Annotated in this window: 23 protein-coding genes and 1 riboswitch; of the genes, 12 read left to right on the forward strand and 11 right to left on the reverse strand. The window is 73.9% G+C overall.

Features of this window, described 5'->3' with window-relative positions:
* Positions 1 to 59: 59 nt before the first annotated feature.
* From DRV96_RS04395 to rpsU, 3 genes are all read right to left on the reverse strand, one after another.
* Entirely contained in the window at positions 60 to 419 is a 360-nt protein-coding gene (locus tag DRV96_RS04395; protein ID WP_119288199.1) for a protein tyrosine phosphatase family protein, read from the reverse strand.
* A 4-nt stretch (positions 420 to 423) separates the two neighbouring features.
* The gene (locus tag DRV96_RS04400; protein WP_119288201.1) at positions 424 to 870 is read right to left on the reverse strand and encodes a GatB/YqeY domain-containing protein; all 447 of its coding nucleotides are present in this window, start codon (positions 868 to 870) and stop codon (positions 424 to 426) included.
* 98 nt (positions 871 to 968) lie between these two features.
* Positions 969 to 1181, reverse strand: a complete 213-nt coding sequence (rpsU, locus tag DRV96_RS04405; protein WP_019559597.1) for a 30S ribosomal protein S21 — start codon at positions 1179 to 1181, stop codon at positions 969 to 971.
* A gap of 457 nt (positions 1182 to 1638) precedes the next feature.
* On the opposite strand from rpsU, the gene DRV96_RS04410 reads away from it, so the two are divergent.
* Positions 1639 to 2655 carry a GGDEF domain-containing protein gene (locus DRV96_RS04410; RefSeq protein ID WP_119288204.1) on the forward strand — a complete coding sequence of 339 codons (1017 nt, stop codon included), beginning with the start codon at positions 1639 to 1641 and terminating at the stop codon, positions 2653 to 2655.
* A gap of 27 nt (positions 2656 to 2682) precedes the next feature.
* Here DRV96_RS04410 and DRV96_RS04415 read toward each other — a convergent pair whose 3' ends face one another.
* The 4 genes from DRV96_RS04415 to DRV96_RS04430 all read right to left on the reverse strand — a co-directional run bounded on the left by DRV96_RS04415 (position 2683) and on the right by DRV96_RS04430 (position 4750).
* Positions 2683 to 3498 carry a sulfite exporter TauE/SafE family protein gene (locus DRV96_RS04415; protein WP_119288206.1) on the reverse strand — a complete coding sequence of 272 codons (816 nt, stop codon included), beginning with the start codon at positions 3496 to 3498 and terminating at the stop codon, positions 2683 to 2685.
* Entirely contained in the window at positions 3495 to 3959 is a 465-nt protein-coding gene (locus DRV96_RS04420) for an EVE domain-containing protein (RefSeq protein WP_119288423.1), read from the reverse strand. The genes DRV96_RS04415 and DRV96_RS04420 overlap by 4 nt, the downstream gene beginning before the upstream one ends.
* Before the next feature lie 264 nt (positions 3960 to 4223).
* Positions 4224 to 4541: a cell division protein ZapA gene (locus DRV96_RS04425; protein ID WP_119288208.1), complete on the reverse strand. Its 318-nt coding sequence runs from the start codon at positions 4539 to 4541 to the stop codon at positions 4224 to 4226.
* Positions 4538 to 4750, reverse strand: a complete 213-nt coding sequence (locus DRV96_RS04430) for a cell division protein ZapB (RefSeq protein ID WP_119288210.1) — start codon at positions 4748 to 4750, stop codon at positions 4538 to 4540. The genes DRV96_RS04425 and DRV96_RS04430 overlap by 4 nt, the downstream gene beginning before the upstream one ends.
* A gap of 56 nt (positions 4751 to 4806) precedes the next feature.
* Positions 4807 to 5048, forward strand: a riboswitch (cobalamin riboswitch).
* A gap of 70 nt (positions 5049 to 5118) precedes the next feature.
* Between DRV96_RS04430 and DRV96_RS04435 the strand changes: the two genes are divergently transcribed.
* From DRV96_RS04435 to DRV96_RS04465, 7 genes are read left to right on the forward strand one after another with little or no spacing between them, the layout of a single operon-like run.
* Positions 5119 to 6972 carry a TonB-dependent receptor plug domain-containing protein gene (locus DRV96_RS04435; protein WP_119288212.1) on the forward strand — a complete coding sequence of 618 codons (1854 nt, stop codon included), beginning with the start codon at positions 5119 to 5121 and terminating at the stop codon, positions 6970 to 6972.
* A gap of 58 nt (positions 6973 to 7030) precedes the next feature.
* Positions 7031 to 7837, forward strand: coding sequence for an ABC transporter substrate-binding protein (locus DRV96_RS04440; protein WP_235823282.1), 807 nt, complete (start codon positions 7031 to 7033; stop codon positions 7835 to 7837).
* Positions 7834 to 8856, forward strand: a complete 1023-nt coding sequence (locus DRV96_RS04445) for a FecCD family ABC transporter permease (protein ID WP_119288216.1) — start codon at positions 7834 to 7836, stop codon at positions 8854 to 8856. Before DRV96_RS04440 ends, DRV96_RS04445 begins: the two co-directional genes overlap by 4 nt.
* Complete coding sequence (locus DRV96_RS04450; RefSeq protein WP_119288218.1) at positions 8853 to 9638, forward strand: ABC transporter ATP-binding protein; 786 nt, start codon at positions 8853 to 8855, stop codon at positions 9636 to 9638. Before DRV96_RS04445 ends, DRV96_RS04450 begins: the two co-directional genes overlap by 4 nt.
* 20 nt (positions 9639 to 9658) lie before the next feature.
* Entirely contained in the window at positions 9659 to 10459 is an 801-nt protein-coding gene (locus DRV96_RS04455) for an ABC transporter substrate-binding protein (RefSeq protein WP_119288220.1), read from the forward strand.
* 27 nt (positions 10460 to 10486) lie between these two features.
* Positions 10487 to 12157: an ExeA family protein gene (locus DRV96_RS04460; RefSeq protein ID WP_119288222.1), complete on the forward strand. Its 1671-nt coding sequence runs from the start codon at positions 10487 to 10489 to the stop codon at positions 12155 to 12157.
* 19 nt (positions 12158 to 12176) lie between these two features.
* A complete protein-coding gene (locus DRV96_RS04465) occupies positions 12177 to 12851 on the forward strand; it encodes a general secretion pathway protein GspB (RefSeq protein WP_119288224.1) in 675 nt (224 codons plus the stop codon).
* Between the two features lie 92 nt (positions 12852 to 12943).
* Here DRV96_RS04465 and nth read toward each other — a convergent pair whose 3' ends face one another.
* The 4 genes from nth to DRV96_RS04485 form a co-directional block, all read right to left on the reverse strand.
* Positions 12944 to 13582, reverse strand: a complete 639-nt coding sequence (nth, locus tag DRV96_RS04470) for an endonuclease III (RefSeq protein WP_119288226.1) — start codon at positions 13580 to 13582, stop codon at positions 12944 to 12946.
* Positions 13579 to 14259 carry an electron transport complex subunit RsxB gene (rsxB, locus tag DRV96_RS04475; protein ID WP_119288228.1) on the reverse strand — a complete coding sequence of 227 codons (681 nt, stop codon included), beginning with the start codon at positions 14257 to 14259 and terminating at the stop codon, positions 13579 to 13581. The genes nth and rsxB overlap by 4 nt, the downstream gene beginning before the upstream one ends.
* 60 nt (positions 14260 to 14319) lie before the next feature.
* Positions 14320 to 15726, reverse strand: coding sequence for a polyhydroxyalkanoate depolymerase (locus tag DRV96_RS04480; protein ID WP_119288230.1), 1407 nt, complete (start codon positions 15724 to 15726; stop codon positions 14320 to 14322).
* A 221-nt stretch (positions 15727 to 15947) separates the two neighbouring features.
* The gene (locus tag DRV96_RS04485) at positions 15948 to 17150 is read right to left on the reverse strand and encodes an amino acid aminotransferase (protein WP_119288232.1); all 1203 of its coding nucleotides are present in this window, start codon (positions 17148 to 17150) and stop codon (positions 15948 to 15950) included.
* 131 nt (positions 17151 to 17281) lie between these two features.
* Between DRV96_RS04485 and uvrB the strand changes: the two genes are divergently transcribed.
* The 4 genes from uvrB (at position 17282) to iscR (ending at position 21731) form a co-directional block, all read left to right on the forward strand.
* On the forward strand, positions 17282 to 19396 hold the full coding sequence (uvrB, locus tag DRV96_RS04490; RefSeq protein WP_119288234.1) for an excinuclease ABC subunit UvrB: 2115 nt from the start codon (positions 17282 to 17284) through the stop codon (positions 19394 to 19396).
* The gene (locus DRV96_RS04495) at positions 19393 to 20484 is read left to right on the forward strand and encodes an NAD(P)H-dependent flavin oxidoreductase (RefSeq protein ID WP_235823283.1); all 1092 of its coding nucleotides are present in this window, start codon (positions 19393 to 19395) and stop codon (positions 20482 to 20484) included. The genes uvrB and DRV96_RS04495 overlap by 4 nt, the downstream gene beginning before the upstream one ends.
* Entirely contained in the window at positions 20481 to 20981 is a 501-nt protein-coding gene (locus DRV96_RS04500) for a low molecular weight protein-tyrosine-phosphatase (RefSeq protein WP_235823284.1), read from the forward strand. Before DRV96_RS04495 ends, DRV96_RS04500 begins: the two co-directional genes overlap by 4 nt.
* A gap of 216 nt (positions 20982 to 21197) precedes the next feature.
* On the forward strand, positions 21198 to 21731 hold the full coding sequence (iscR, locus tag DRV96_RS04505; RefSeq protein ID WP_119288430.1) for a Fe-S cluster assembly transcriptional regulator IscR: 534 nt from the start codon (positions 21198 to 21200) through the stop codon (positions 21729 to 21731).
* The last annotated feature ends 11 nt before the right edge of the window (positions 21732 to 21742 follow it).

Below are 21742 nucleotides of genomic sequence, written 5' to 3' on the forward strand. Positions count from 1 at the left end.
CCGGGCCGCGCACGGCGATTTGCTGCCTGCGCGTGGCGGCACCGCGCGGTTCGACGACTTCAGCGCTCGGGGCTGGTGGCGAGATGGTACAGCCGCGCCGAGCGCGCGCCCGAGCGGCAGAACAGCAGCAGCGGGCGCGGCAGTTCGTCGAGCAGGTGCGCGAACGCGGCGATCTGCTCGGGCGTCTGGTGCGCGCCGCTAACCGGCAGGAAGCGGTACTCGAGCCCGGCGGCGCGGGCGGCGGCCTCGATCGCGGCGTTGGTCGGCTGGTCGGGGCCGTGCTCGAAGTCGGGGCGGTTGTTGACGACGGCGCGAAAGCCCAGCCGCGCGGCCTCGGCCATCGCCTCGGGCCACAGCTGCGGCGCCACGCACACGCCCTCGGCGATCGGGCGGATCGACAGGTGATGAGGCGTCGTCATCGCGTCACCTCCCCAGCGCCTGCTTGACGGCGGCCGAGACGAGGGCCATCTCGGCCTGACCGCCGAGCTTTGCCTTGGCCGCCGCCATCACCCGGCCCATGTCGCCCGGACCCGAGGCGCCGAGTTCGGCGACCAGCGCGGCGACCTGCGCGGCGATCTCGTCGGCGCTCAGCCGCTGCGGCAGGTAGCCCTCGAGCACGCGGATCTCTGCCGATTCCTTGTCGACGAGGTCGTTGCGGCCGGCCTGCGCGTAGGCGGCCACCGAGTCCTTGCGCTGCTTGATCAGCTTGTCGACGATCGAGACGACGGCCGCGTCGTCGAGCGTGATGCGCTCGTCGACCTCGCGCTGCTTGCACGCGGCCAGCAGCATGCGGATCGTCGACAGACGCTCGGCATCCTTGGCGCGCATCGCGGCCTTCATGTCCTCGGTGATGCGGTCCTTCAGACTCATCGGGGCTCCTTCGCAAAACGTCAAAGCCCGCGTCGGCGGACCGCGCGGGCTCGTGCGTCAGAGGGCGGGGCGGCAGCCGACCCGCACGCGTTCGAGACTCAGTACAGCTTCTTGGGCAGCTGCATGCTGCGCACGCGCTTGAAGTGGCGCTTGATCGCAGCTGCCTTCTTGCGCTTGCGCTCGGCGGTGGGCTTCTCGTAGAACTCGCGCGCGCGCAGTTCGGTGAGCAGGCCGAGCTTCTCGATGGTGCGCTTGAAGCGGCGCAGGGCGACGTCGAACGGCTCGTTCTCTTTGACGCGGATCGTGGTCATGGAGCGGAAGGTCCTTCGGAATCTCGAAGCTGAGGGCTGCCGATCGAAGCGGCGCGATGCGCCGCCCCAGGCCGCCGCGTGACACCTCGCGCCACGCCGCGGTGGCGCTCAGGGGTGGGTGCTTCGGCCTACAAAATCGCGCATTATAGTCACGTCGCGTCGCGTCCCCAGTGCCGCTCTGATGCGTGCACGCATCGTCCTCTGCCGCCGGGGTGCGCCAAGCGGCCACTGGCGCCACCTCCCGGCGTCGTCGGCACGGCCAGCGCTGCGCTGCGTGCCGTCGCGACGAGCCGACCGGTGATGCGCCGCATCACCCTGTTCAAGCTAGGGAAAGCCGGGAAACCCGCGTTGATCCGGCTTGTGGGGTGCTTGCACTGGGCCGACGATACGCAGGCTCGCCGAGCAGGCCTCGCGACGAGCGAAACTGCCGGTCGCCCACACGCCTGAACGCCCCCCCATGTCGCCGCTCGCCTCGAATGCCGATGCCGCCGCGGGCGATCCCGACTGGGCCGCAGCGCGCTGGGCGCTGCTCGCCGCGTGGGTCGATCGGCAGCAGGCGGCGCTGGCGATCAAGGACGCCGAGAGCGGCCGCTACGTCGAGGCCAACGCCGCGATGGCCGCGCTGCTGGCGCGTGCGGCCGCCGACATCGTCGGCCGCACCGACGTCGAGCTCTTCGGCGCCGACGTCGCGCACGTGCTGCGCGCCGCCGACCGGGCGGCGGTGGCGGCGAGCGACGTCGCGTCGGTCACCGAGCACCGCTTCGACCTGCACGGCCAGCGGCGCGAGTTCACCGTGCTGCGGCTGGCGCACACGGCGCCCGACGGCCGGCGCTGGCTGGCCAGCCTATGGAGCGACCTCGCGCCGCAGCGCCAGAAGGACGCGCAGCTGCGCCAGGCGCTCGAGCAGCTCGAGCAGCAGCAGCGTGCCAACGCGCTGCTGCGCGTCGAGCTGCACGAGCAGCACGGCCTGCGCGATGCCGCCACCGGCCTGTACAACCGCGCCCACTTCGACGACTTGCTCAAGCGCGAGGTCGACCTGTCGAACCGTGAACACCGAGAGTTCGCGCTGGTGTCGATCGCGCTCGATCCATTGCCGGCCGAGGTGGCGGCGCTCGGCGCGCCGGCGCGGCGAGCGCTGCTGGCGGCCATCGGGCGTCTGCTGCGCGGCAACACGCGTGCGATGGACGCGTCGTGTCACCTCGACGAAGGCCGCTTCGCGGTGCTGCTGTCCGGCGTCGGGCTGGCCACCGCGCACTCGCGCATGGAGGGTCTGCGCCGCCAGTGCGCGACGCAGATCGTGATGCTCGACGGGCGCGAGCTCGGCTTCACCGTCTCGATGGGCGTGGCGAGCTTCCCGCACACCGCCCACACGCTCGACGAACTGCTCGCCGCGTGCCACGAGGCGCTGGCCGAGGCGCAGCGCCGCGGCGGCAACCACGTCACGCTGGCGAGCATCCGCTTCGAGCGGCCGTGAGCACGGCGCCGGCTGGCGCGCCGGTCGTCAGCCGAGCCACGCCTTGGCGAACATGTAGCTGGCCAGCCCGTAGAGCATGAATGCGAAGATGCGCTTGAGCTGACGCACGTCCATCGCATGCGACGCGCGCGCGCCCAGCGGCGCGGTGGCCACGCTGGCCAGCGAGACGACGACCAGCGCGGGCACGAACAGGTAGCCGACGGCACCGGGCAGCGCGGGCGGCAGCGTCCAGCCGGCGATCAGGTAGCCGGCGGTGTTGGCCAGCGCGATCGGAAAGCCCAGCGCCGCGCTCGTGCCGACGGCCTGGTGCATCGGCACGTTGCCACGCGTCATCCACGGCACCGACAGGAACGCGCCGCCGGCGCCGACCAGGCCCGAGACGAACCCGATCACGCCACCCATCGCCGCCGGGCCGCCGGCGCCGGGCAGTCGGCGCGTCGCACGCGGCGGCCGCGCCAGCAGCATCTGCGTGGCCATCAGCGCGATGAACACGCCGAACAGCAGCCCCAGCCAGCGGCCCTTGAGCAGCGCGAACGCGCCGGCGCCGGCAAGGAGCCCGCCGGCGACGATGCCCGGCGCGATCGTGCGCACGAGGTCCCAGCGCACGGCGCCGCGCGCGTGGTGCGCGCGCACGCTCGACAGCGACGTGAACAGGATCGTCGCCATCGACGTCGCGATCGCCATCTTGACCGCCAGGCCGGTGTCGACGCCGCGGTTCGAGACGATCAGCGTCATGAACGGCACCAGCAGCATGCCGCCGCCGACGCCGAGCAGCCCGGCCATGAAGCCGACCGCGGCACCGAGGGCGAGCAGCTCGGCGATCAGCAGCGCGTCGAGGCTCAACGCGCCGCGCCCTGCGCTTCGTCGAGCGCCGCGAGCACCGCGAGCCACTGCGCCGGCGTGACCGGCGTGATCGACAGCCGGTTGCCGCGCCGCAGCACCTGCAGGTCGGCCAGTTCCGGCCGCTCGCGCATCTCGCGCAGGCTGAGCAGCCGTGTCTTGCGCACCAGCCGCACGTCGACGTGCACCCAGCGCGGCGCGTCGGGTGACGAGCGGGGATCGTGGTACGGGCTCGCGGGGTCGAACTGCGTCGCGTCGGGGTAGGCCGCGCTGGCCACTTCGGCGAGCCCAGCGATGCCCGGCTCGGCGCACGACGAGTGGTAGAACAGCACGCCGTCGCCGATGCGCATCGCGTCGCGCATGAAGTTGCGCGCTTGGTGGTTGCGCACGCCGGTCCACGGCACCGTCTGCCGCGGCGCGCGCGCGAGGTCGTCGATCGAGCACTCGGCGGGCTCGCTCTTCATCAGCCAGTAGGCCACGGCAAAGGCGACGCGGGGTGAGGCGGGCAGCGGCGAAGGTGTCCGCCGCGAGGCGTGAGCCGCATTCCTGAACCCTCAGGGAAGTTCAGGTGGGCGAGGTCAGCGAGGCGTCGGGTTCGTCTGACGCGAGACGATCACACCAGCCGCGCGATGTTCCAAGCCCTGGCTCGATGAGCATCGGTTCAAGGAAATCTAGACCCACGCACACGCGACGGACGCGGCCATTCTAGGCCCCGAGGCGCCGCCGGGTCACAGCAGGCGGCCGTCGTCGCCGAGCGCGGCGTCGATGCGCGCGATCAAGTGCTCGATTTCGGCGTCGCCGGCGCCCGCGGGGCGCGCCGGCTCGGCCGCCGGCGGCGTGTTCGCCGGGCGCTCAGCCAGCTGGTAGGCGAGGTTCAGCGCCGCCAGCACCGCCATGCGCTCGCGCGCCTTGACCTTGCCGGCGTCGCGGATCGCGCTCATCTCGCGGTCGACGGTGGCCACCGCGGCCAGCAGCGTGGCCTCGCCGCCGTCGGGGCAGCCGAGGCGATAGCTCTGGCCGAGGATCGTGACCTCGATCTGCTTCACGTCGCATTCCCGGCATCGCTGCCGGCAGGCAGCCTGTCGAGCAGCGCGTCGATGCGTGCGCGCGCCGCGGCGAGGCGCGACTTCAGGCTGTCGCGCTCGGCGGTCAGCGCGGCCACCTGCTGCTCGAGCAGCGCGTTGGTGCGCTTGAGTTCCTCGTGCCGCAGCAGCAGCCGGTCGATGCGTTCGGCCAACGAGTCGAGGGTTGCCATGCGTTGCGCCGCCTCAGGGGGTGGCGACGATTGTAGGGGCGCGGTCAGCTGCCGCTGCTACGATCCGCGCCGTTGGTGCCTGGGTCGGCCGTCGTGCCGCCCCGGGGTAAACGGGAAGCAGGAAGGCCGGATCCGCCGGACGAGGCCCAACCTGCGCTGCCCCCGCAACGGTAAGCGGACGGGCGCGTGCACGCCACGCACCCCGCTTCGGCGCAGTGGCCACTGGTGCAGCCGCACCGGGAAGGTCGCCGAGGTCGCATCCGCCAGCCCGGATACCGGCCAACGGGCGGTGCGTCGCGCACAGCGACGCGCCATGTCGTCGGGGCCTGCGGGGAAGCGGGCCACGGCCCTCGAGTCCTTCATCGTCCATGATCGTCTCTCCCTTCGCCACGCGACGCGCCAGCGCGTGCGTCGCCACGTCGCTGGCCGCGACCCTTTTGTGTGCTGCAGCCGGCACCGCAGCCCAGGAAACACCCACCGTCGTCGTCACCGGCAGCGTGCTGCCGCTCACCGTCGGCACCGAGCTGGCCGCCGCCAGCGTGCTCACGCGCAGCGACCTCGAGCGCGCCGGCGTGCGCGACCTCGTCGCGGCGCTCGGCCTGCTCGGCACCGCGGTGCCCGAGCAGCTCGGCGGGCCTGGCACGCAGGCGGCGCTGCGGCTACGCGGCGCCGACACACGCGACACGCTGGTGCTGATCGACGGTGTGCCGATCACCGACGTCACCAGCGGCCAGGCGTCGATCGCGTCGATTGCGGTCGACGACATCGAGCGCATCGAGGTCGTGCGCGGCAACCTCTCGGCGCTGCATGGCGGCAATGCGACCGGCGGCGTGCTGCAGATCTTCACGCGCCGCGGCCGCAGCGGCCTCGACGTCAGTGCGCACGCCGGACTCGGCACGCGCTCGACGCGCGGGGCCGGTGCGAGCCTGGCCGGCGGCAGCGAGGTGCTCAACGCGCGCCTGACCGTCGGCGGCGAACGCAGCGACGGCTTCTCGGCGCAGGACCCGGCGCAGGTGCCCAACGTCAACCCCGACGACGACGGCTACCGCCGCCGCTTCGCGACGCTGGTCGCCGACGCGACACCTGCGCCGGGCCACCGGCTGTCTTTCGACCTGCGCTGGCTGCGCGGCGACGTCGCCTACGACAGCAGCTGGGGCACGCCGACGGACACGCACGACGCGACGATCGACCAGCGCGGGCTCACGCTGCGCGGACGCCACGCGCTGACGCCGGCGTGGTCGCTCGCCTGGCACCTCGGCGGCAACGACGAGGACCGGCGCGACACCACGGGCGATGCCTTCGGCACGTCGACTTTCGGCAACCGGCTGCACAACCGCTCCGCGATGGCCGAAGCCACCGGCACCCTGGTCGGCTCGCTCGCGCTGAAGGTGGCGGCCGAGCGGCTGCGCCAGTGGACCGACAACGCCACCTACCTTCGCCGCCAGCGCACGACCGACACCTGGCGCGTGGGGCTGCAGGACGAGCGCGAGGCGGGCGGCTGGCAGCTCGCGTGGCGGCACGACGACAGCAGCGACTTCGGCACCGCCACGACGTGGCTTGCCGGGGGGCGCCTGCAAGTCGCACCGGCGTGGAGCCTGCTCGCCAGCGCGTCGACGAGCTACACGCCGCCGACGCTGGACTTCCTCTACTTCGACTGCAGTCCGTTCGGCTTCGTCTGCTCGAACCCCGACCTGCGCCCCGAGCGTGGCCGCACCGTCGAGGTCGGTGCGCAGTGGCAGCAAGGGCCGTCGCGCGTGCGCGCCACGCTGTTCCACGCGCGTTACCGCGACAAGATCGCCAGCGATGCCTTCTTCGTGCCCCAGAACCTCGCGCGCACGCGCAACCGCGGCGTTGAGGTGGTAGGTCAGACGCAGTGGGCCGACTGGCGTGCCAGCGGCGAACTGCTGTGGCAGGACCCCGAGGACGCCGACACCGGCGAGCCGCTGCTGCGCCGCGCGCGCGTGCAGGCGTCGCTGCGGCTGGGCCGCGACATCGGCGCGTTCGGCGTCGACGCTGTCGTGCGCCACGTCGGCCGCCGGCCCGACGCCACCGAGATGCTGCCGGCGGCCACCGTGCTCGGCCTGAACGCGACGTGGCGCTTCGCGAAGGGCTGGGTCGCCGCGGCGACGTTCGACAACGTGTTCGACCGCGACGAAGTGCCGGCGTACGGCTACAACGGCCGCCCGCGCAGCGTCTTCGTGCGCGTGGCCTGGCAGTCCTGAGGGCGGCGCGACGGTGGTCGGGCGGTCCGACGGGTGGCGACGCGCAGTCGCGGCGGCGGTGCTCGCATTCGCGGGTGCCGTCGCTGCAGCCGCCGATGGCCGCCCCCCCCAGCGCATCGTCTCGATGGTGCCCGCCTTCACCGAGGCCACGTGCGCGCTCGGCGCGTGCGAGCGGCTCGTCGGTGTCGACCGCCACTCGAACTGGCCCGAGCGCGTGCGCGACCTGCCGCAGGTCGGCTCGCTCGAGGACGCGCAGGTCGAGCGCATCGTCGCGCTGCGGCCCGACCTCGTGATCGTCGCGCCGGGCGCGCGCGTGCGTGTTCGGCTCGAGGCGCTGGGTCTGCCGGTGCTCGTGCTGCAGGCCGACACGCTGGCCGAGATGCGCGCTGCGACCGAGACGCTGGCGCGCGCGCTCGGTGTGCCGGGCGGCGGCGAGCGGCTGTGGCAGCGCATCGACGCGCGCGTGGCGGCCGCCGCGGCGCGCGTGCCGCCGGCGTGGCGCGGGCAGCGCGTCTACGTCGAGGTCTCCCCGATGCCGCACGCCGCCGGCGAGGCCTCGTTCATCGGCGAGCTGCTCGCGCGGCTGGGCCTGCGCAACATCGTGCCGGCCGCGCTCGGGCCGTTCCCGCAGGTCAGCCCCGAATACGTGCTGCGCGCGCGGCCGGCGCTGGTGGTCGCCGCCGCGCAGGCGGTGGCCCAGATGCCGCAGCGTCCCGGCTGGGCGCGGCTCGACGCGCTGCGCGCCGGGCACGTGTGCGCGCTCGCGCCGGCGCAGTACGACCTGCTCGTGCGCCCGGGGCCGCGCCTGGACGAGGCGGCCGACGTGATCGCCGACTGCGTCGCCGCGCTCGGCAACGGGCGATGACGTCGCTGCCGGCGTCATCACGGCGCGCCGGCGCAGGGCCGCTGGCGCTGGGCCTGGGTGCTGCGGCGCTGGTGCTCGCCGCGTGCGGGCTGGCCGCCGGCAGCGACGGCTGGTCGTGGGCGTGGCGCGACGAGTGGGACCTCGTCGCCGCGGTGCGCGCGCCGCGCACGCTGGGTGCGCTGCTCGTCGGCGCGCTGCTCGGACTGGCCGGCGCGATCGCGCAGGGGCTGTTCCGCAACCCGCTGGCCGACCCGTTCCTGCTCGGCAGCGCCGCCGGCGCCGGGCTCGGCGTGATGGTGGTGCTCGCCGCCGCCACCGGACTGGTCGCGGCGCTGCCGGCGTCGCTCGCGGCGGGCGTGCTGCAGCTCGGTGTCGTCGGCGGGGCCTTCGCCGGCGCGCTGCTCGGCGTCGGGCTCGCGCTGGTGCTGGCCGGCGGCGCCGGGCGGCCGCTGGTGCTGCTGCTGGCCGGCGTCGTCGTCGGCGTGCTGCTCGGCGCGCTGGCCGACCTGCTCGCGCTGCTGGCGCCGGCGGCGCTGCGCGCGCGGCAGGCCTTCCTGCTCGGCACGACGGCCTTCCTCGGCTGGGACGGCGTCGCGTGGCTCGCCGCGGTCGGCGCGCTCGTGCTGCCGCTGGCGGTGCGCTTCGCGCGCGCGCTCGACGCGCTCGTGCTCGGCGAGGCCAGCGCCGCGAGCCTGGGCGTGCCGCTGGCGCGCGTGCGCCTGCTGCTGGTGGCCTCGATGGCGCTGGCCACCGGCACCGCGGTGGCGCACGCCGGGCTGGTGGCCTTCGTCGGACTCGTGGCGCCGCACCTGGTGCGCCGCGCCGTCACCGTGACCCACGCGGCGCTGCTGGCGCTGTCGGCGCTGGCCGGCGGCGTGCTGCTGCTGGCCGCCGACGTCGCCGCGCGCAGCGTGCGCGTGCCGCAGGAGCTGCCGGTGGGCCTGCTGACGGCGGTGTTCGGCGGGGTCTACCTGCTCGTGCTGCTGCGCCGCCGCCATGGCGGGGGAGGTGCGCGATGACGCCGCTGCGCGCGCACGGCCTCGCGCTGGCCTACGGCCCGCGCCGCGTCGTCGACGGCGTGTCGCTCGACTTGCGCGCCGGCGAGTGGGCGGCGCTGGTCGGGCCGAACGGCGCCGGCAAGAGCACGCTGCTCGCGCTGCTGGCCGGGCTGCGCGCGCCGCACGCCGGTCGCGTCGAGCTCGACGGCCGCGCGCTCGCCGACTGGCCGCCGCGCGAGCGCGCGCGCCGCGTCGCGTGGCTCGCGCAGCACGGCGAGGCCGACGGCGACCTCGCCGCGCGCGACGTCGTGCGCCTGGGCCGCCTGCCGCACCACGGGCTGTTCGGCGCCGTCACCGCCGCCGACGAGGCCGCGGTCGACGCGGCGATGGCCGAGACCGAATGCGCTGCGTTCGCCGAGCGCCGCCTCGGCGAGCTGTCTGGCGGCGAGCGCCAGCGCGTGCTGATCGCGCGCGCGCTGGCGGTGAATGCGCCGGTGCTGCTGCTCGACGAGCCGACGACGCACCTCGACGTGCCGCACCAGCGTGCCCTCGTCGCGAGCCTCGCGGCGCGCGCGCGCGCCGGCGCCGCGGTGGCCGCCGTGCTGCACGACCTGACGCTCGCGCTCGCCGCCGACCGCGTGCTCGTGATGGTGGCCGGCCGCCTGCGCGCCGACGGCGCGCCGGCCGACGCGGCGGTACGCGCCGCGGTCGTCGACGCGTTCGACGGCGCGGTCGCGATCGAGCGCGTGGCCACCGCCGGCGGCGAGCGCTGGGTCGCGCTGCCTGTCGTCGCGGCACGCTGACGCGCGCCGACAATCGCCGCATGGGCCCGCAGCGCATCGTCTGCCTGACCGAGGAGACCACCGAGTGGCTGTACCTGCTCGGTGAGGAGCACCGCATCGTCGGCATAAGCGGCTACACGGTGCGCCCGCGCCGCGCGCGCGCCGAAAAGCCCAAGGTCTCGCACTTCCTCGACGGGCGCATCGAACAGATCGTCGCGCTCGAGCCCGACCTCGTCGTCGGCTTCTCCGACATGCAGGCCGCGCTGGCCGACAAGCTGATCCGCGCCGGGCTCAACGTGCTGGTGACGAACCAGCGCAGCGTCGGCCAGATCTTCGACACGCTGCGCCTGGTCGCGTCGATGGTCGGCGCCGGCGACCGCGCCGAGCGCTGGATCGCCGGCTGCCAGGCGCGCCACGCGCAGATCGCCGCGGCGGCCGCCGCGTGGCCCAGGCGCCCGCGCGTGTACTTCGAGGAGTGGGACGCGCCGATGATCAGCGCGATCCGCTGGGTCAGCGAGCTGATCGGCATCGCCGGCGGTGACGACGTGTTCCCCGAGCTCGCTGTGCAGCCGATGGGGCGCGACCGCGTCGTCGCCGACGCGCTCGAGCCGGTGCGACGCGCGCCCGACGTCATCGTCGGCTCGTGGTGCGGCAAGAAGTTCCGCCCCGAGCATGTCGCCGCGCGTGCCGGCTGGGCCGACGTGCCGGCGGTGCGCGACGGCGAGCTACACGAGGTCAAGTCGGCCGACATCCTGCAGCCCGGCCCGGCGGCGCTGACCGACGGCGTCGAGCAGCTGCACCGGCTGTTCGCGGCGTGGGCGGCGCGCCACGGCGCGGGCTGAGGGTGCGTCGCGCTATCCTGCGCGCCCATGTACGAGCGCCACTTCGGGCTGCAGCGCGAGCCGTTCTCCATCGCCCCCGACCCGCGCCTGCTGTACATGAGCGAGCGCCACCGCGAGGCGCTCGCGCACCTGCTGTACGGCGTCGGCGGCGGTGGTGGCTTCGTCGTGCTGACCGGCGAGGTCGGCACCGGCAAGACGACGGTGTGCCGCGCCTTTCTCGAGCAGGTGCCGCCGCGCTGCCGCGTGGCCTACATCTTCAATCCGGCGCTCGACGTGATCGAGCTGCTGCGCACGATCTGCGCCGAGTTCCGCATCCCGGTGGCGGCGGCCGACGGCAGTGCGCACCCGACGCGCAAGGACCACGTCGACGCGCTCAACGAATACCTGCTGCGCACGCACGCCGCCGGCTTCAACAACGTGCTCGTGATCGACGAGGCGCAGGCGCTGTCGGCGGCCGTGCTCGAGCAGCTGCGGCTGCTGACCAACCTCGAGACGAACGAGCGCAAGCTGCTGCAGATCGTGCTGATCGGCCAGCCCGAGCTGCGCGCGCTGCTCGCGCGGCCCGAGATGGAGCAGCTCGCGCAGCGCGTGATCGCGCGCTACCACCTCGCGCCGCTCGACGCGGCCGAGACGGTGCGCTACGTCGCGCACCGGCTGGCCGCCGCCGGGCGCGACGGGCCGCTGCCGTTCGACCGCGCCGCGCTCGCGCGGCTGGTGCACCACAGCCGCGGCGTGCCGCGGCGCATCAACCTGCTCGCCGACCGCGCGCTGCTCGGTGCCTACGCGCTCGGGCGCGCGCAGGCCGACCGCGCCATCGTCGACCGTGCGGCGGCCGAAGTGTTCGGTGCCGCGCCGGCGGCGTCGAGCGCGGCGACGCGGTGGGCGTGGCGGGGCGCGGGGGCCGTGGCGGTCGCCGTGGCAGCCGGCGCCGGCGCGGTGTGGCTCGCCGGCGGGTGGGGCGAAGCCGCCCGAGCGCTGCGGGCGGCAGCGCCGGTGGCGGCCGAGCCCGCGCCGGCACCGCCCGCTGCCGCGTCAGCGGTCACGGCCGTGACGGCCCCGCCGGCCGATGCGTCGATCGCGCCGTCGACGCCGCCGGCACCGGCGGTCGACGCGATCGAGGCGCTGCGCGCGCGCCTGGCCGCGGCGCCGCAGGACGAGGCCGCGGCATGGGCGCAGCTCGCGCGGCGCTGGGGCGTCGCGGCCGTCGCCGACGACCCGTGTGCCGGCGCGGCCGACGCGACGCTGCACTGCCACCGCGGGCGCGACGGCACGCCGGCGCTGCTGCGCGGACTCGGCCGCCCGGCGATCGTCGTGCTGCGCGACGAACGGGGACCGCCGAGCCATGCCGTGCTGGCCGCGCTCGACGAGCGCGAGGCGCTGCTGCGACTGGGCGACGACGAGTTCCGCGTGCCGGCGCCGGTGCTCGCCGGGCTGTGGACCGGCGAGTACGCGACGCTGTGGCGCGCGCCGAGCGGCTACCGCGGGCAGGCGCTGAACCCCGCCGACCCGGCGACGGCGCGCTGGCTGGCGCAGCAGCTCGACCGCGTCGGCCCGCCCGAGGGGCTGCCGGTGCGCGAGCGCCTGCGCCGCTTCCAGGCCGCGCACGGGCTGCCGCCCGACGGCCTCGCCGGGCCGCTGACGCTGATGCAACTCAACCGCGCGGCCGGCGTCGACGAGCCGCGTCTGGACGCTCTCTGACGCTGCGGCGCCCACGGCCATGTCCTACATCCTCGAAGCCCTGCGTCGCGCCGATGCGCAGCGCGCGCTCGGTCAGTCGCCCGGCCTGCACGCGCAGTCGCCGGCCGTGCCGCCGGCGGCCGACGACGCGGCGGGGCTGCCGCGCCGCACGCGCTGGGCGCTCGGTGCGACCGGCATCGCCGTGCTCGTCGCACTCGCGGTGTGGGCGGGGTGGCGCGCGGCGCCACCGCCTGCGCCGGCGCCCGAGGCCGCGCCGGCGGCGGTCGTGCCGGCGGCCCCTGCGCCATCCGCGCCGGTCGCTGCGGCGCCGGTGGAACCCGCAGCAACCGCCGCGGCGCCGGCCGCCTCGCGCACGCCGCCGCTGGCGAGCCTGCCGCCGCTGCCGCCACCGGCCGCGACGGCACCCCCCGCGCGGCCCGCGCCACCGCCGGCGGACGCGGCAGCACCGTCGGCCGATGCCGCCGGCGCCGTCATGGCGCTCAGCGAGTTGCCGCCCGCGCAGCGCGCGCTGTTGCCGCCGCTCGTCGTCGGCGGCGCGGTCGACTCGCCGCAGCCCTCGGCGCGGCTGCTCGTGCTCGACGGGCGCGTGCTGCGCGAGGGCGAGACGATCGCGCGCGACCTCGTGCTCGAGCGCATCGCGCCGCGCCAGGCCGTGCTGCGCTGGCGCGAGCAGCGCGTGCGCATCGACTTCTGAACGCCGGCGACTCGCCGCGCGGCGCGCCGCCGCCGTGCCTCGTCGCCGCGTGGCGTCCCGCCGCGCGCCGGGCGCGCGCACGGGCCGCCGGCTCAGCCCGGTGGCGCCGTGCGGCCGCTGTCGCACCAGCGCCGCACCGCGCAGCGCTCGCACAGCGGCTTGCGCGCCTGGCACACGTAGCGCCCGTGCAGGATCAGCCAGTGGTGCGCGTCGTGCAGGTACTGCGGCGGCACGCGCTCGAGCAGCCGCTTCTCGACCTCGAGCGGCGTCTTGCCGGGCGCGAGTCCGGTGCGGTTGGCGACACGGAAGATGTGCGTGTCGACCGCGATCGTGGGCTCGCCGAACGCGACGTTGAGCACGACGTTGGCCGTCTTGCGCCCGACACCGGGCAGCGCTTCGAGCGCCTCGCGCGAGCGCGGCACCTCGCCGCCGTGGCGCTCGACGAGGATGCGGCAGGTCTCGATCAGGTGCTTGGCCTTGCTGCGGTACAGGCCGATCGTCTTGATGTACTCGGCTACGCCGTCGACGCCGAGCGCGAGCATCTTCTGCGGCGTGTTGGCCACCGCGAACAGCCGCCGCGTGGCCTTGTTGACGCTGACGTCGGTGGCCTGCGCCGACAGCAGCACGGCCACGAGCAGTTCGAACGGGGTCGTGAACTCGAGCTCGGTCGTCGGTGTCGGGTTGGCCGCCTTCAGCGTCGCGAAGAACGGCTCGATGTCCTCGGTCTTCATGTCGGCTCCTGCCGGCGCGCGCGCGCACGGGCCAGCGCCGCTTCGACGACGGCGCGCTTCTTGGCCAGCATCTCGGGGTCGGTCAGGCGGCTGTGCTGCTCGAGGTCGGCGAGCTTGGCCTGGGCCTTCGCGGCGAGGCGCTCGTCGTTCTCGCGCCGATCGCGCTCGAGGCGGAAGCGGTGGAACGCGTAGCGCTCGCGCGCGGCGGCGGCCTGCTCGGGGCTCCACGCGTCCCAGCCGGTGCGCGTGCCGGTGACGGGCAGCATCGCGATGCAGGCGACCGGGCACGCCGGCACGCACAGCTCGCAGCCGGTGCAGTCGTCCTCGATCACGGTGTGCATGCGCTTGCTCGCGCCGGCGATGCAGTCCACCGGGCAGGCCTTGATGCACAGCGTGCAGCCGATGCACCACGCCTCGTCGATCACCGCCACCGCGCGCGGGCCCTCGGTGCCGTGCGCCGGGTTCAGCGGGATCACCGGCCGTCCGGTGACTGCGGCCAGCCGCCGGATGCCCTCGGCGCCGCCGGGCGGGCACTGGTTGATCGGTGCCTCGCCGGCGGCGATCGCCTCGGCATAGCGGCGGCAGTCGGGGTAGCCGCAGCGCGTGCACTGCGTCTGCGGCAGCACGGCGTCGATGGCGTCGGCCAGCGAGGCGTGCGAAGGCTCGGCGGGGGTCACTCGCCGATTATCGAGCGGCGGCGCGCGCCGCAGCCGGCACGGCCGTGGCGCCGGCCGGGTTCAGCGCTGCGCGCGGCGCGGGGAGGTCTTGCGGCCCGACGCGGCGGCGGCGCGCGTCGCCGTCTTCGTGCCGGTGCGGCGACGGCGCGGTGGCGTGCCGGGGGGCACGTGCGGCGCGCCCGGCACCTCGACCATCTTGATCGGCCGCGGCACGTCGCCGGGGTGCGCGCCGTGGAAGTTGGCGATGAAGTCGCGCACGCGCGGGTAGACCATCTCGCGCCAGCGCCGGCCCGAGAAGATGCCGTAGTGGCCGGCGCCGGGCACGTCGTAGTGGAACTGGTGCTCGACCGGGATGCCGGTGCACAGCGCGTGCGCGGCCTTGGTCTGGCCGGCGCCCGAGATGTCGTCGAGCTCGCCCTCGACGGTCAGCAGCGCGGTGCCGGTGATGTCCTGCGGGCGCACGAGCCGGCCCTTGACGCGCCACGTGCCGTTGACGAGCGCGAAGTCCTGGAACACGACCTTGATCGTGTCGAGGTAGTACTCGGCCGGCATGTCGAGCACGGCGTTGTACTCGTCGTAGAACTGGCGGTGCGCCTCGGCGCTGTCGCCGTCGCCGCGGATCAGGTCGAGGAAGTAGTCGTAGTGCGACGACAGGTGCCGGTCCGGGTTCATCGCGACGAAGCCGGTGTGCTGCAGGAAGCCGGGGTAGACGGCACGTCCCGCGCCCGGGTAGTTCGGCGGCACGCGGTAGATGACGTTGTTCTCGAACCACGAGTGGCTCTTGTTCATCGCCAGGTTGTTGACCGCGGTGGGCGACTTGCGCGCGTCGATCGGGCCGCCCATCATCGTCAGCGTGCGCGGCGTGAACTCGCCGTCGCTGGCCATCAGCGACACCGCCGCGAGCACCGGCACTGTCGGCTGGCACACCGACATCACGTGCACGCCCGGGCCGATGTGGCGGATGAACTCCTGCACGTAGTGCACGTAGTCGTGCAGGTGAAACGGGCCCTTCTCGACCGGCACCATGCGCGCGTCGGTCCAGTCGGTGATGTAGACCTTGTGGTCCTGCAGCAGGCTGCGCACGGTGTCGCGCAGCAGCGTCGCGTGGTGCCCCGACAGCGGCGCGACGACGAGCACGGTCGGCTGCGTCTTCATCTTGACGAGCACGTCGTGATCGTCGGTGAAGCGCTTGAAACGCAGCAGCCGGCAGAACGGCTTCTCGATCGCGACCTTCTCCTGCACCGCGACGTCGACGCCGCCGACGCGCACCGTGTGGATTCCGAACGCCGGCTTCTCGTATTCCTTGGCCAGGCGGTGCAGCAGGTCGAAGCCGGCGGCGACGCGCTGCGCCATCGGCGTGTGCGAGAACGGCGACAGCGGATGGCTGTACAGCTTCGCCGAGGCACTGGCGAACTCGGAGAACGGCGCCATCAGCGCACGCTGTGTTTCATAGAGCTGGTACAGCATCGGGGCTTCCTCCGTCGTCGGGCCTGCCCGCATCGGGCGGCGGCACGGCCCCTCTCGGCCGCGTCACCGCCTTCTTTGTGCAGTGCAGCATTATCGTCCGGAACCGATGCTGCCGCGGCCCGGCGGGTGCCAAAAGCGAGAAAACACGTAGGGTGGAGGCGCGAATCGCCGGCCCCTGTCACCGAGGCGACAGGGGCGCCCTGCCGCGCGGGCGTGCGCGGTCAGCCGCGCATCACGTGCGCGATCGCGCTGGCCACCGCGTCGAGGTTGTGTTCGTTGAGCGCCGCCACGCAGACGCGCCCCGAGTCGACGCCGTAGACGCCGAACTCGCTGCGCAGGCGCTGCATCTGCGCCGCGCTCATGCCCGAGTAGCTGAACATGCCCTTCTGGCGCGTGATGTACGAGAGGTCGCCGGGCACGCCGGCGGCCTCGAGCTTGCGCTTCAGCGCCTCGCGCATCGCCTTGATGCGCTGGCGCATGCCGGCGAGCTCCTGCTCCCACTGCGCGCGCAGCGCCGGCGTCGTCAGCACGGTGGCCACGACCTGCGCGCCGTGCGTCGGCGGGTTGCTGTAGTTCGTGCGGATCACGATCTTGAGCTGGCTGAGCACGCGCGCCGCCTCGTCCTTGTTCTCGCACACGACGCTCAGCGCACCGACGCGCTCGCCGTACAGCGAGAAGCTCTTCGAGAACGAGGTCGCGACGAAGAAGTCGACGCCGCTGGCGAGGAACTCGCGCACCGCGACGCCGTCCTCGGCGATGCCGTCGCCGAAGCCCTGGTACGCCATGTCGAGGAACGCGACCAGGCCGCGCGCCTTCACCGTGTCGACGACGCGGCGCCACTGCGCGGGCGTCAGGTCGGCGCCGGTCGGGTTGTGGCAGCACGCGTGCAGCACGACGATCGTGCCCGCCGGCGCCGCGTCGAGCGCGGCGAGCATCCCCTCGAAGTTCACGCCGCGCGTCGCGGCGTCGTAGTACGGGTAGGTCTCGACCTCGAATCCGGCATTGGTGAACAGGGCGCGGTGGTTCTCCCAGCTCGGGTCGCTGATGAGCACCTTGGCGTCGGGCCGCAGCTTCTTCAGGAAGTCGGCGCCGACCTTCAGCGCGCCGGTGCCGCCGAGCGCCTGCACGGTGGCCACGCGCCCCGACGTGAAGGCCTCGCTGTCGGCGCCGAACACCAGCGCCTGCACCGCCTGGTCGTACGCGGCGATGCCGTCGATCGGCAGGTAGCCGCGCGGCTTCGGCGCCTCCATCAGCTGCTTCTCGGCCGCCTGCACGCAGGCCAGCAGCGGCAGCTTGCCGGTCTCGTCGGTGTAGACGCCCACGCCGAGGTTGACCTTGTTCGGCCGCGGGTCGGCGGCGAACTGCTCGTTGAGCCCCAGGATCGGGTCGCGGGGGGCCATCTCGACGGCGGCGAACAAGGTCATGGTGCTTCCTGGCAGGGTGGGGGCGGGTGAGGGCAGCGCGCTGCAGGCCGCTGCGTTAGGCTGTCGGGTTCGGCGGCGCTTGCACGCACACCCGATGCCCGCATTTTAGTGAGTCGTACAGGGAAACCCCGATGGCCGAACCGACCGTGACCGACGCCCCCGCGGCCGATGTGCCCGCGGGCGAGTTCGTCTCGTTCCCCGACTCGCCGTTCCAGCTGTACCAGCCGTACCCGCCGGCGGGCGACCAGCCGGCGGCGATCGCACAGCTCGTCGACGGCGTGCGCGACGGCCTGAGCTACCAGACGCTGCTCGGCGTCACCGGCTCGGGCAAGACGTTCACGATGGCCAACGTGATCGCGCGGCTCGGCCGCCCGGCGATCGTGTTCGCGCCGAACAAGACGCTCGCCGCGCAGCTGTACAGCGAGTTCCGCGAGTTCTTCCCGAAGAACGCTGTCGAGTACTTCGTCAGCTACTACGACTACTACCAGCCCGAAGCCTACGTCCCGCAGCGCGACTTGTTCATCGAGAAGGACAGCTCGATCAACGAGCACATCGAGCAGATGCGGCTGTCGGCCACCAAGAGCATCCTCGAGCGGCGCGACGTCGTCGTCGTGGCCACCGTCAGCGCGATCTACGGCATCGGCAAGCCCGAGGACTACACGCAGATGCGCTTCATCGTGCGCGTGGGCGACCGGCTCGGCCAGCGCGACGCGATCGCGCAGCTCGTGCGCATGCAGTACACGCGCGGCGACACCGACTTCGCGCGCGGGACGTTCCGCGTGCGCGGCGACCAGATCGACGTCTTCCCGGCCGAGCACAGCGAGCTGGCGGTGCGCATCGAGCTGTTCGACGACGAGGTCGAGTCGCTCGCGCTGTTCGACCCGCTCACGGGGCGCATCCGCCAGAAGGTGCCGCGCTTCGTCGTCTACCCGTCGAGCCACTACGTGACCCCGCGCGAGCAGGTGCTGCGCGCGATCGACGGCATCAAGGCCGAGCTGCGCGAGCGCCTGGCCGAACTGGTCGCCGCGGGCAAGCTCGTCGAGGCGCAGCGCCTCGAGCAGCGCACGCGCTTCGACCTCGAGATGCTGCAGGAGGTCGGCCACTGCAAGGGCATCGAGAACTACACGCGCCACCTCTCGGGCGCCAAGCCCGGCGAGCCGCCGCCGACGCTGGTGGACTACCTGCCCGCCGACGCGATCATGTTCCTCGACGAGAGCCACGTGCTGATCGGCCAGCTCGGCGGCATGTACAACGGCGACCGCGCGCGCAAGCAGACGCTCGTCGACTACGGCTTCCGGCTGCCCAGCGCGCTCGACAACCGGCCGCTGAAGTTCGAGGAGTTCGAGCGCAAGATGCGCCAGGCGATCTTCGTCAGTGCCACCCCCGCCGACTACGAGCGCGAGCACTCGGGGCAGGTCGTCGAGCAGGTCGTGCGCCCGACGGGGCTCGTCGACCCCGAGATCGCGGTGCGCCCGGCAACGACCCAGGTCGACGACGTGCTGCAGGAGATCCGCGAGCGCGTCGAGCGGCACGAGCGCGTGCTGATCACGACGCTGACCAAGCGCATGGCCGAGCAGCTGACCGACTACCTGGCCGACAACGGCGTCAAGGTGCGCTACCTGCACAGCGACGTCGACACCGTCGAGCGCGTCGAGATCATCCGCGACCTGCGGCTGGGCACGTTCGACGTGCTGGTGGGCATCAACCTGCTGCGCGAGGGGCTCGACATCCCCGAGGTGTCGCTGGTCGCGATCCTCGACGCCGACAAGGAGGGCTTCCTGCGTGCCGAGAGGAGCCTTATTCAGACCATCGGCCGCGCAGCACGTAACGTGCACGGCAAGGCGATCCTCTACGCCGACCAGATCACCGAGTCGATGCGGCGCGCGATCGGCGAGACCGAGCGCCGGCGCGCCAAGCAGATCGCCTACAACGCCGAGCACGGCATCGTGCCGCAGGGCATCCGCAAGCAGGTGCGCGACCTGATCGACGGCGTCGTCTCCGATCGCGCCGCGAAGGACGACCTGCAGCGCGCGCAGGCCGCGGCCGAGGTCGAGGCACTGTCCGAGAAGGACCTCGGCAAGCGCATCAAGCTGCTCGAGCGCCAGATGCTCGAGCACGCGAAAAACCTCGAGTTCGAGAAGGCCGCGCGCCTCCGCGACCAGCTCGCGCTGCTGCGCGAGCAGGCCTTCGGCGGGCCGGGGCACGACGCCAACGTCGTGCCGCTCGTCGCCGGGGGCAAGCCGTGAGCGCGGCGCTCGCGCGCGCCGAAGCGTTCGCCGCGCGCTTCGGCCTGCGGCTGCCTGTGCTGATGGCGCCGATGGCTGGCGCGAGCCCGGTCGCGCTCGCGGCGGCAGTGGCCGACGCCGGCGGGATGGCCGCGCTCGGCGCACTGCCAATGCCGCCTCCGGCGATTGCCGAGTGGGTCGCCGCGTACCGCCGCACGGGCGACCGGCCGCTGCAGATCAACCTCTGGATCCCCGACCCACCGCCCGTGCGCGACGCGACGCACGAGGAGGCGCTGCGCGCGTTCCTCGCGCGCCACGGCCCGCCGGTGCCCCCCGACGCCGGTGACGCGCGCCCGCCCGACTTCGCGGCGCAGTGCGAGGCGCTGCTCGCGGCACGTCCGACGGCCGCGTCGTCGATCATGGGGCTGTACCCCGAGCGCGTCGTCCAGCGGCTGAAGGACGCCGGCATCGCGTGGTTCGCCAACGTGACGACGGTGGCCGAGGCGCGCGCCGCCGCCGCGGCCGGCGCCGACGTGATCGTCGCGCAGGGCGCCGAGGCCGGTGGCCACCGCGGCGCGTTCGACGCCGCGCGGGCGCGCGACGAGGCCGTCGGGCTGTTCGCGCTGCTGCCGCAGGTCGTCGACGCGGTCGACGTGCCGGTGGTCGCCACCGGCGGCATCGCCGATGCGCGCGGCGTGGCCGCCGCGCTGCTGCTCGGTGCGAGCGCGGTCCAGCTCGGCACCGCGCTGCTGCGCACGCCCGAGGCCGGCGTCGCGCCGTGCTGGGCCGCCGCGCTGGCCACGCTCGCGCCCGAGGCGACGCGGCTGACGCGCGCGTTCTCCGGCCGCTGGGGCCGCGCGATCGCGACCGACTACGTGCGCGCCGCCGCCGCGCCGGACGCGCCGCCGCCCGCGCCGTACCCGGTGCAGCGCGGGCTGACCGCGGCGATGCGCCAGGCCGCCGAAGCGGCCGGCGACCTGCGGCACCTGCAGGCCTGGGCGGGACAGGCGGCCGCGCTCGCGCACGCCGACTCGCCGCGCGTCACGCTGCCGCGGCTGTGGGCCGACGCGCGGAACCTGCTGGCCGGCGGCGCCTCGGAGGCGGCATGACGAACGTCCTCGTGCCGACGACGCGCGTGCTGATGGTGTGCATGGGCAACATCTGCCGCTCGCCGACCGCCGAGGCGGTGCTGCGCACGCAGGCGGCGCTGCGCGGGCTGGCGCGGCGCGTCGAGGTCGACTCGGCCGGCACGCACGGCTGGCACGCCGGCGAGCCCCCCGACCCCCGCGCGCAGGCGCACGGCGCGCGGCGCGGCTACGACCTCGCGCCGCTGCGCGCACGCCGCGTGCAGGCCACTGACTTTGAGCGTTTCGACCTGATCCTCGCGATGGATCGCGACAACCTCGCCCAGCTGCTCGAGCTGCGGCCGCCCGGCGCCGGGGCACGGGTCGAGCTGCTGATGCGCTTCGCGCGCCGGCACGCGGTCGACGAGGTACCCGACCCGTATTACGGCGCCGCCGACGGGTTCGAGCGCGTGCTCGACCTCGTCGAGGACGCCTGCGAGGGACTGCTCGACCACCTGTGCGCGACAACCCTGAGGCCGTAAGGGAACCAACGCGCGCAAACTCGACCGAAAGACTCGGCTTCACGTATACTCGACTCAAACGCTCGGAATAGCGATCGGCCGTTCCGATGCGGGGCCCGTCATCGCGGGCCCGGTCGCGGTATCGGCCGCGGCGGATCCGATCGGTCCGCCGTCACGAGGGCGCGCCACCGGCGCACATTTCGGGTCAGCGATGCCGCAAGGCGAAAGGAGTTGTCGATGCGTCTCACCACCAAGGGCCGATTTGCCGTCACCGCGATGATCGATCTGGCACTGCGCTCCCACTCGGGGCCGGTGGCCCTGGCCGCCATCAGCGCCCGCCAGCAGATCTCGCTGTCGTACCTCGAGCAGCTGTTCGGCAAGCTGCGCCGGCACGAGCTCGTCGAGAGCACCCGCGGGCCGGGCGGCGGCTATTCGCTCGGCCGCAAGGCCGAGGACATCACGGTGGCCGACATCATCGTCGCCGTCGACGAGCCGATCGACGCCACCGGCTGCGGCGGCAAGGAAGGCTGCATGGGCGAGGACACCGGCAAGTGCATGACGCACGACCTGTGGGCCAGCCTGAACCAGAAGATGATCGAGTACCTCGACTCGATCACGCTGAAGAAGCTGGTCGACGAGCAGATCGCCAAGGGCGTGTCGATCGAGGAGGCGCCGGTCAAGCGCGCGATCTCGAGCGTGCCGGTGGTCAAGCCGATCAAGGTCACGGCGCCGAACTCGGTGTTCGCGCTCGGCGGCGCATTGACGAAGTAATTCACGCGACG

It is taken from the genome of Azohydromonas sediminis (genome assembly GCF_003574675.1).
Lineage (GTDB): Bacteria > Pseudomonadota > Gammaproteobacteria > Burkholderiales > Burkholderiaceae_C > Calidifontimicrobium > Calidifontimicrobium sediminis.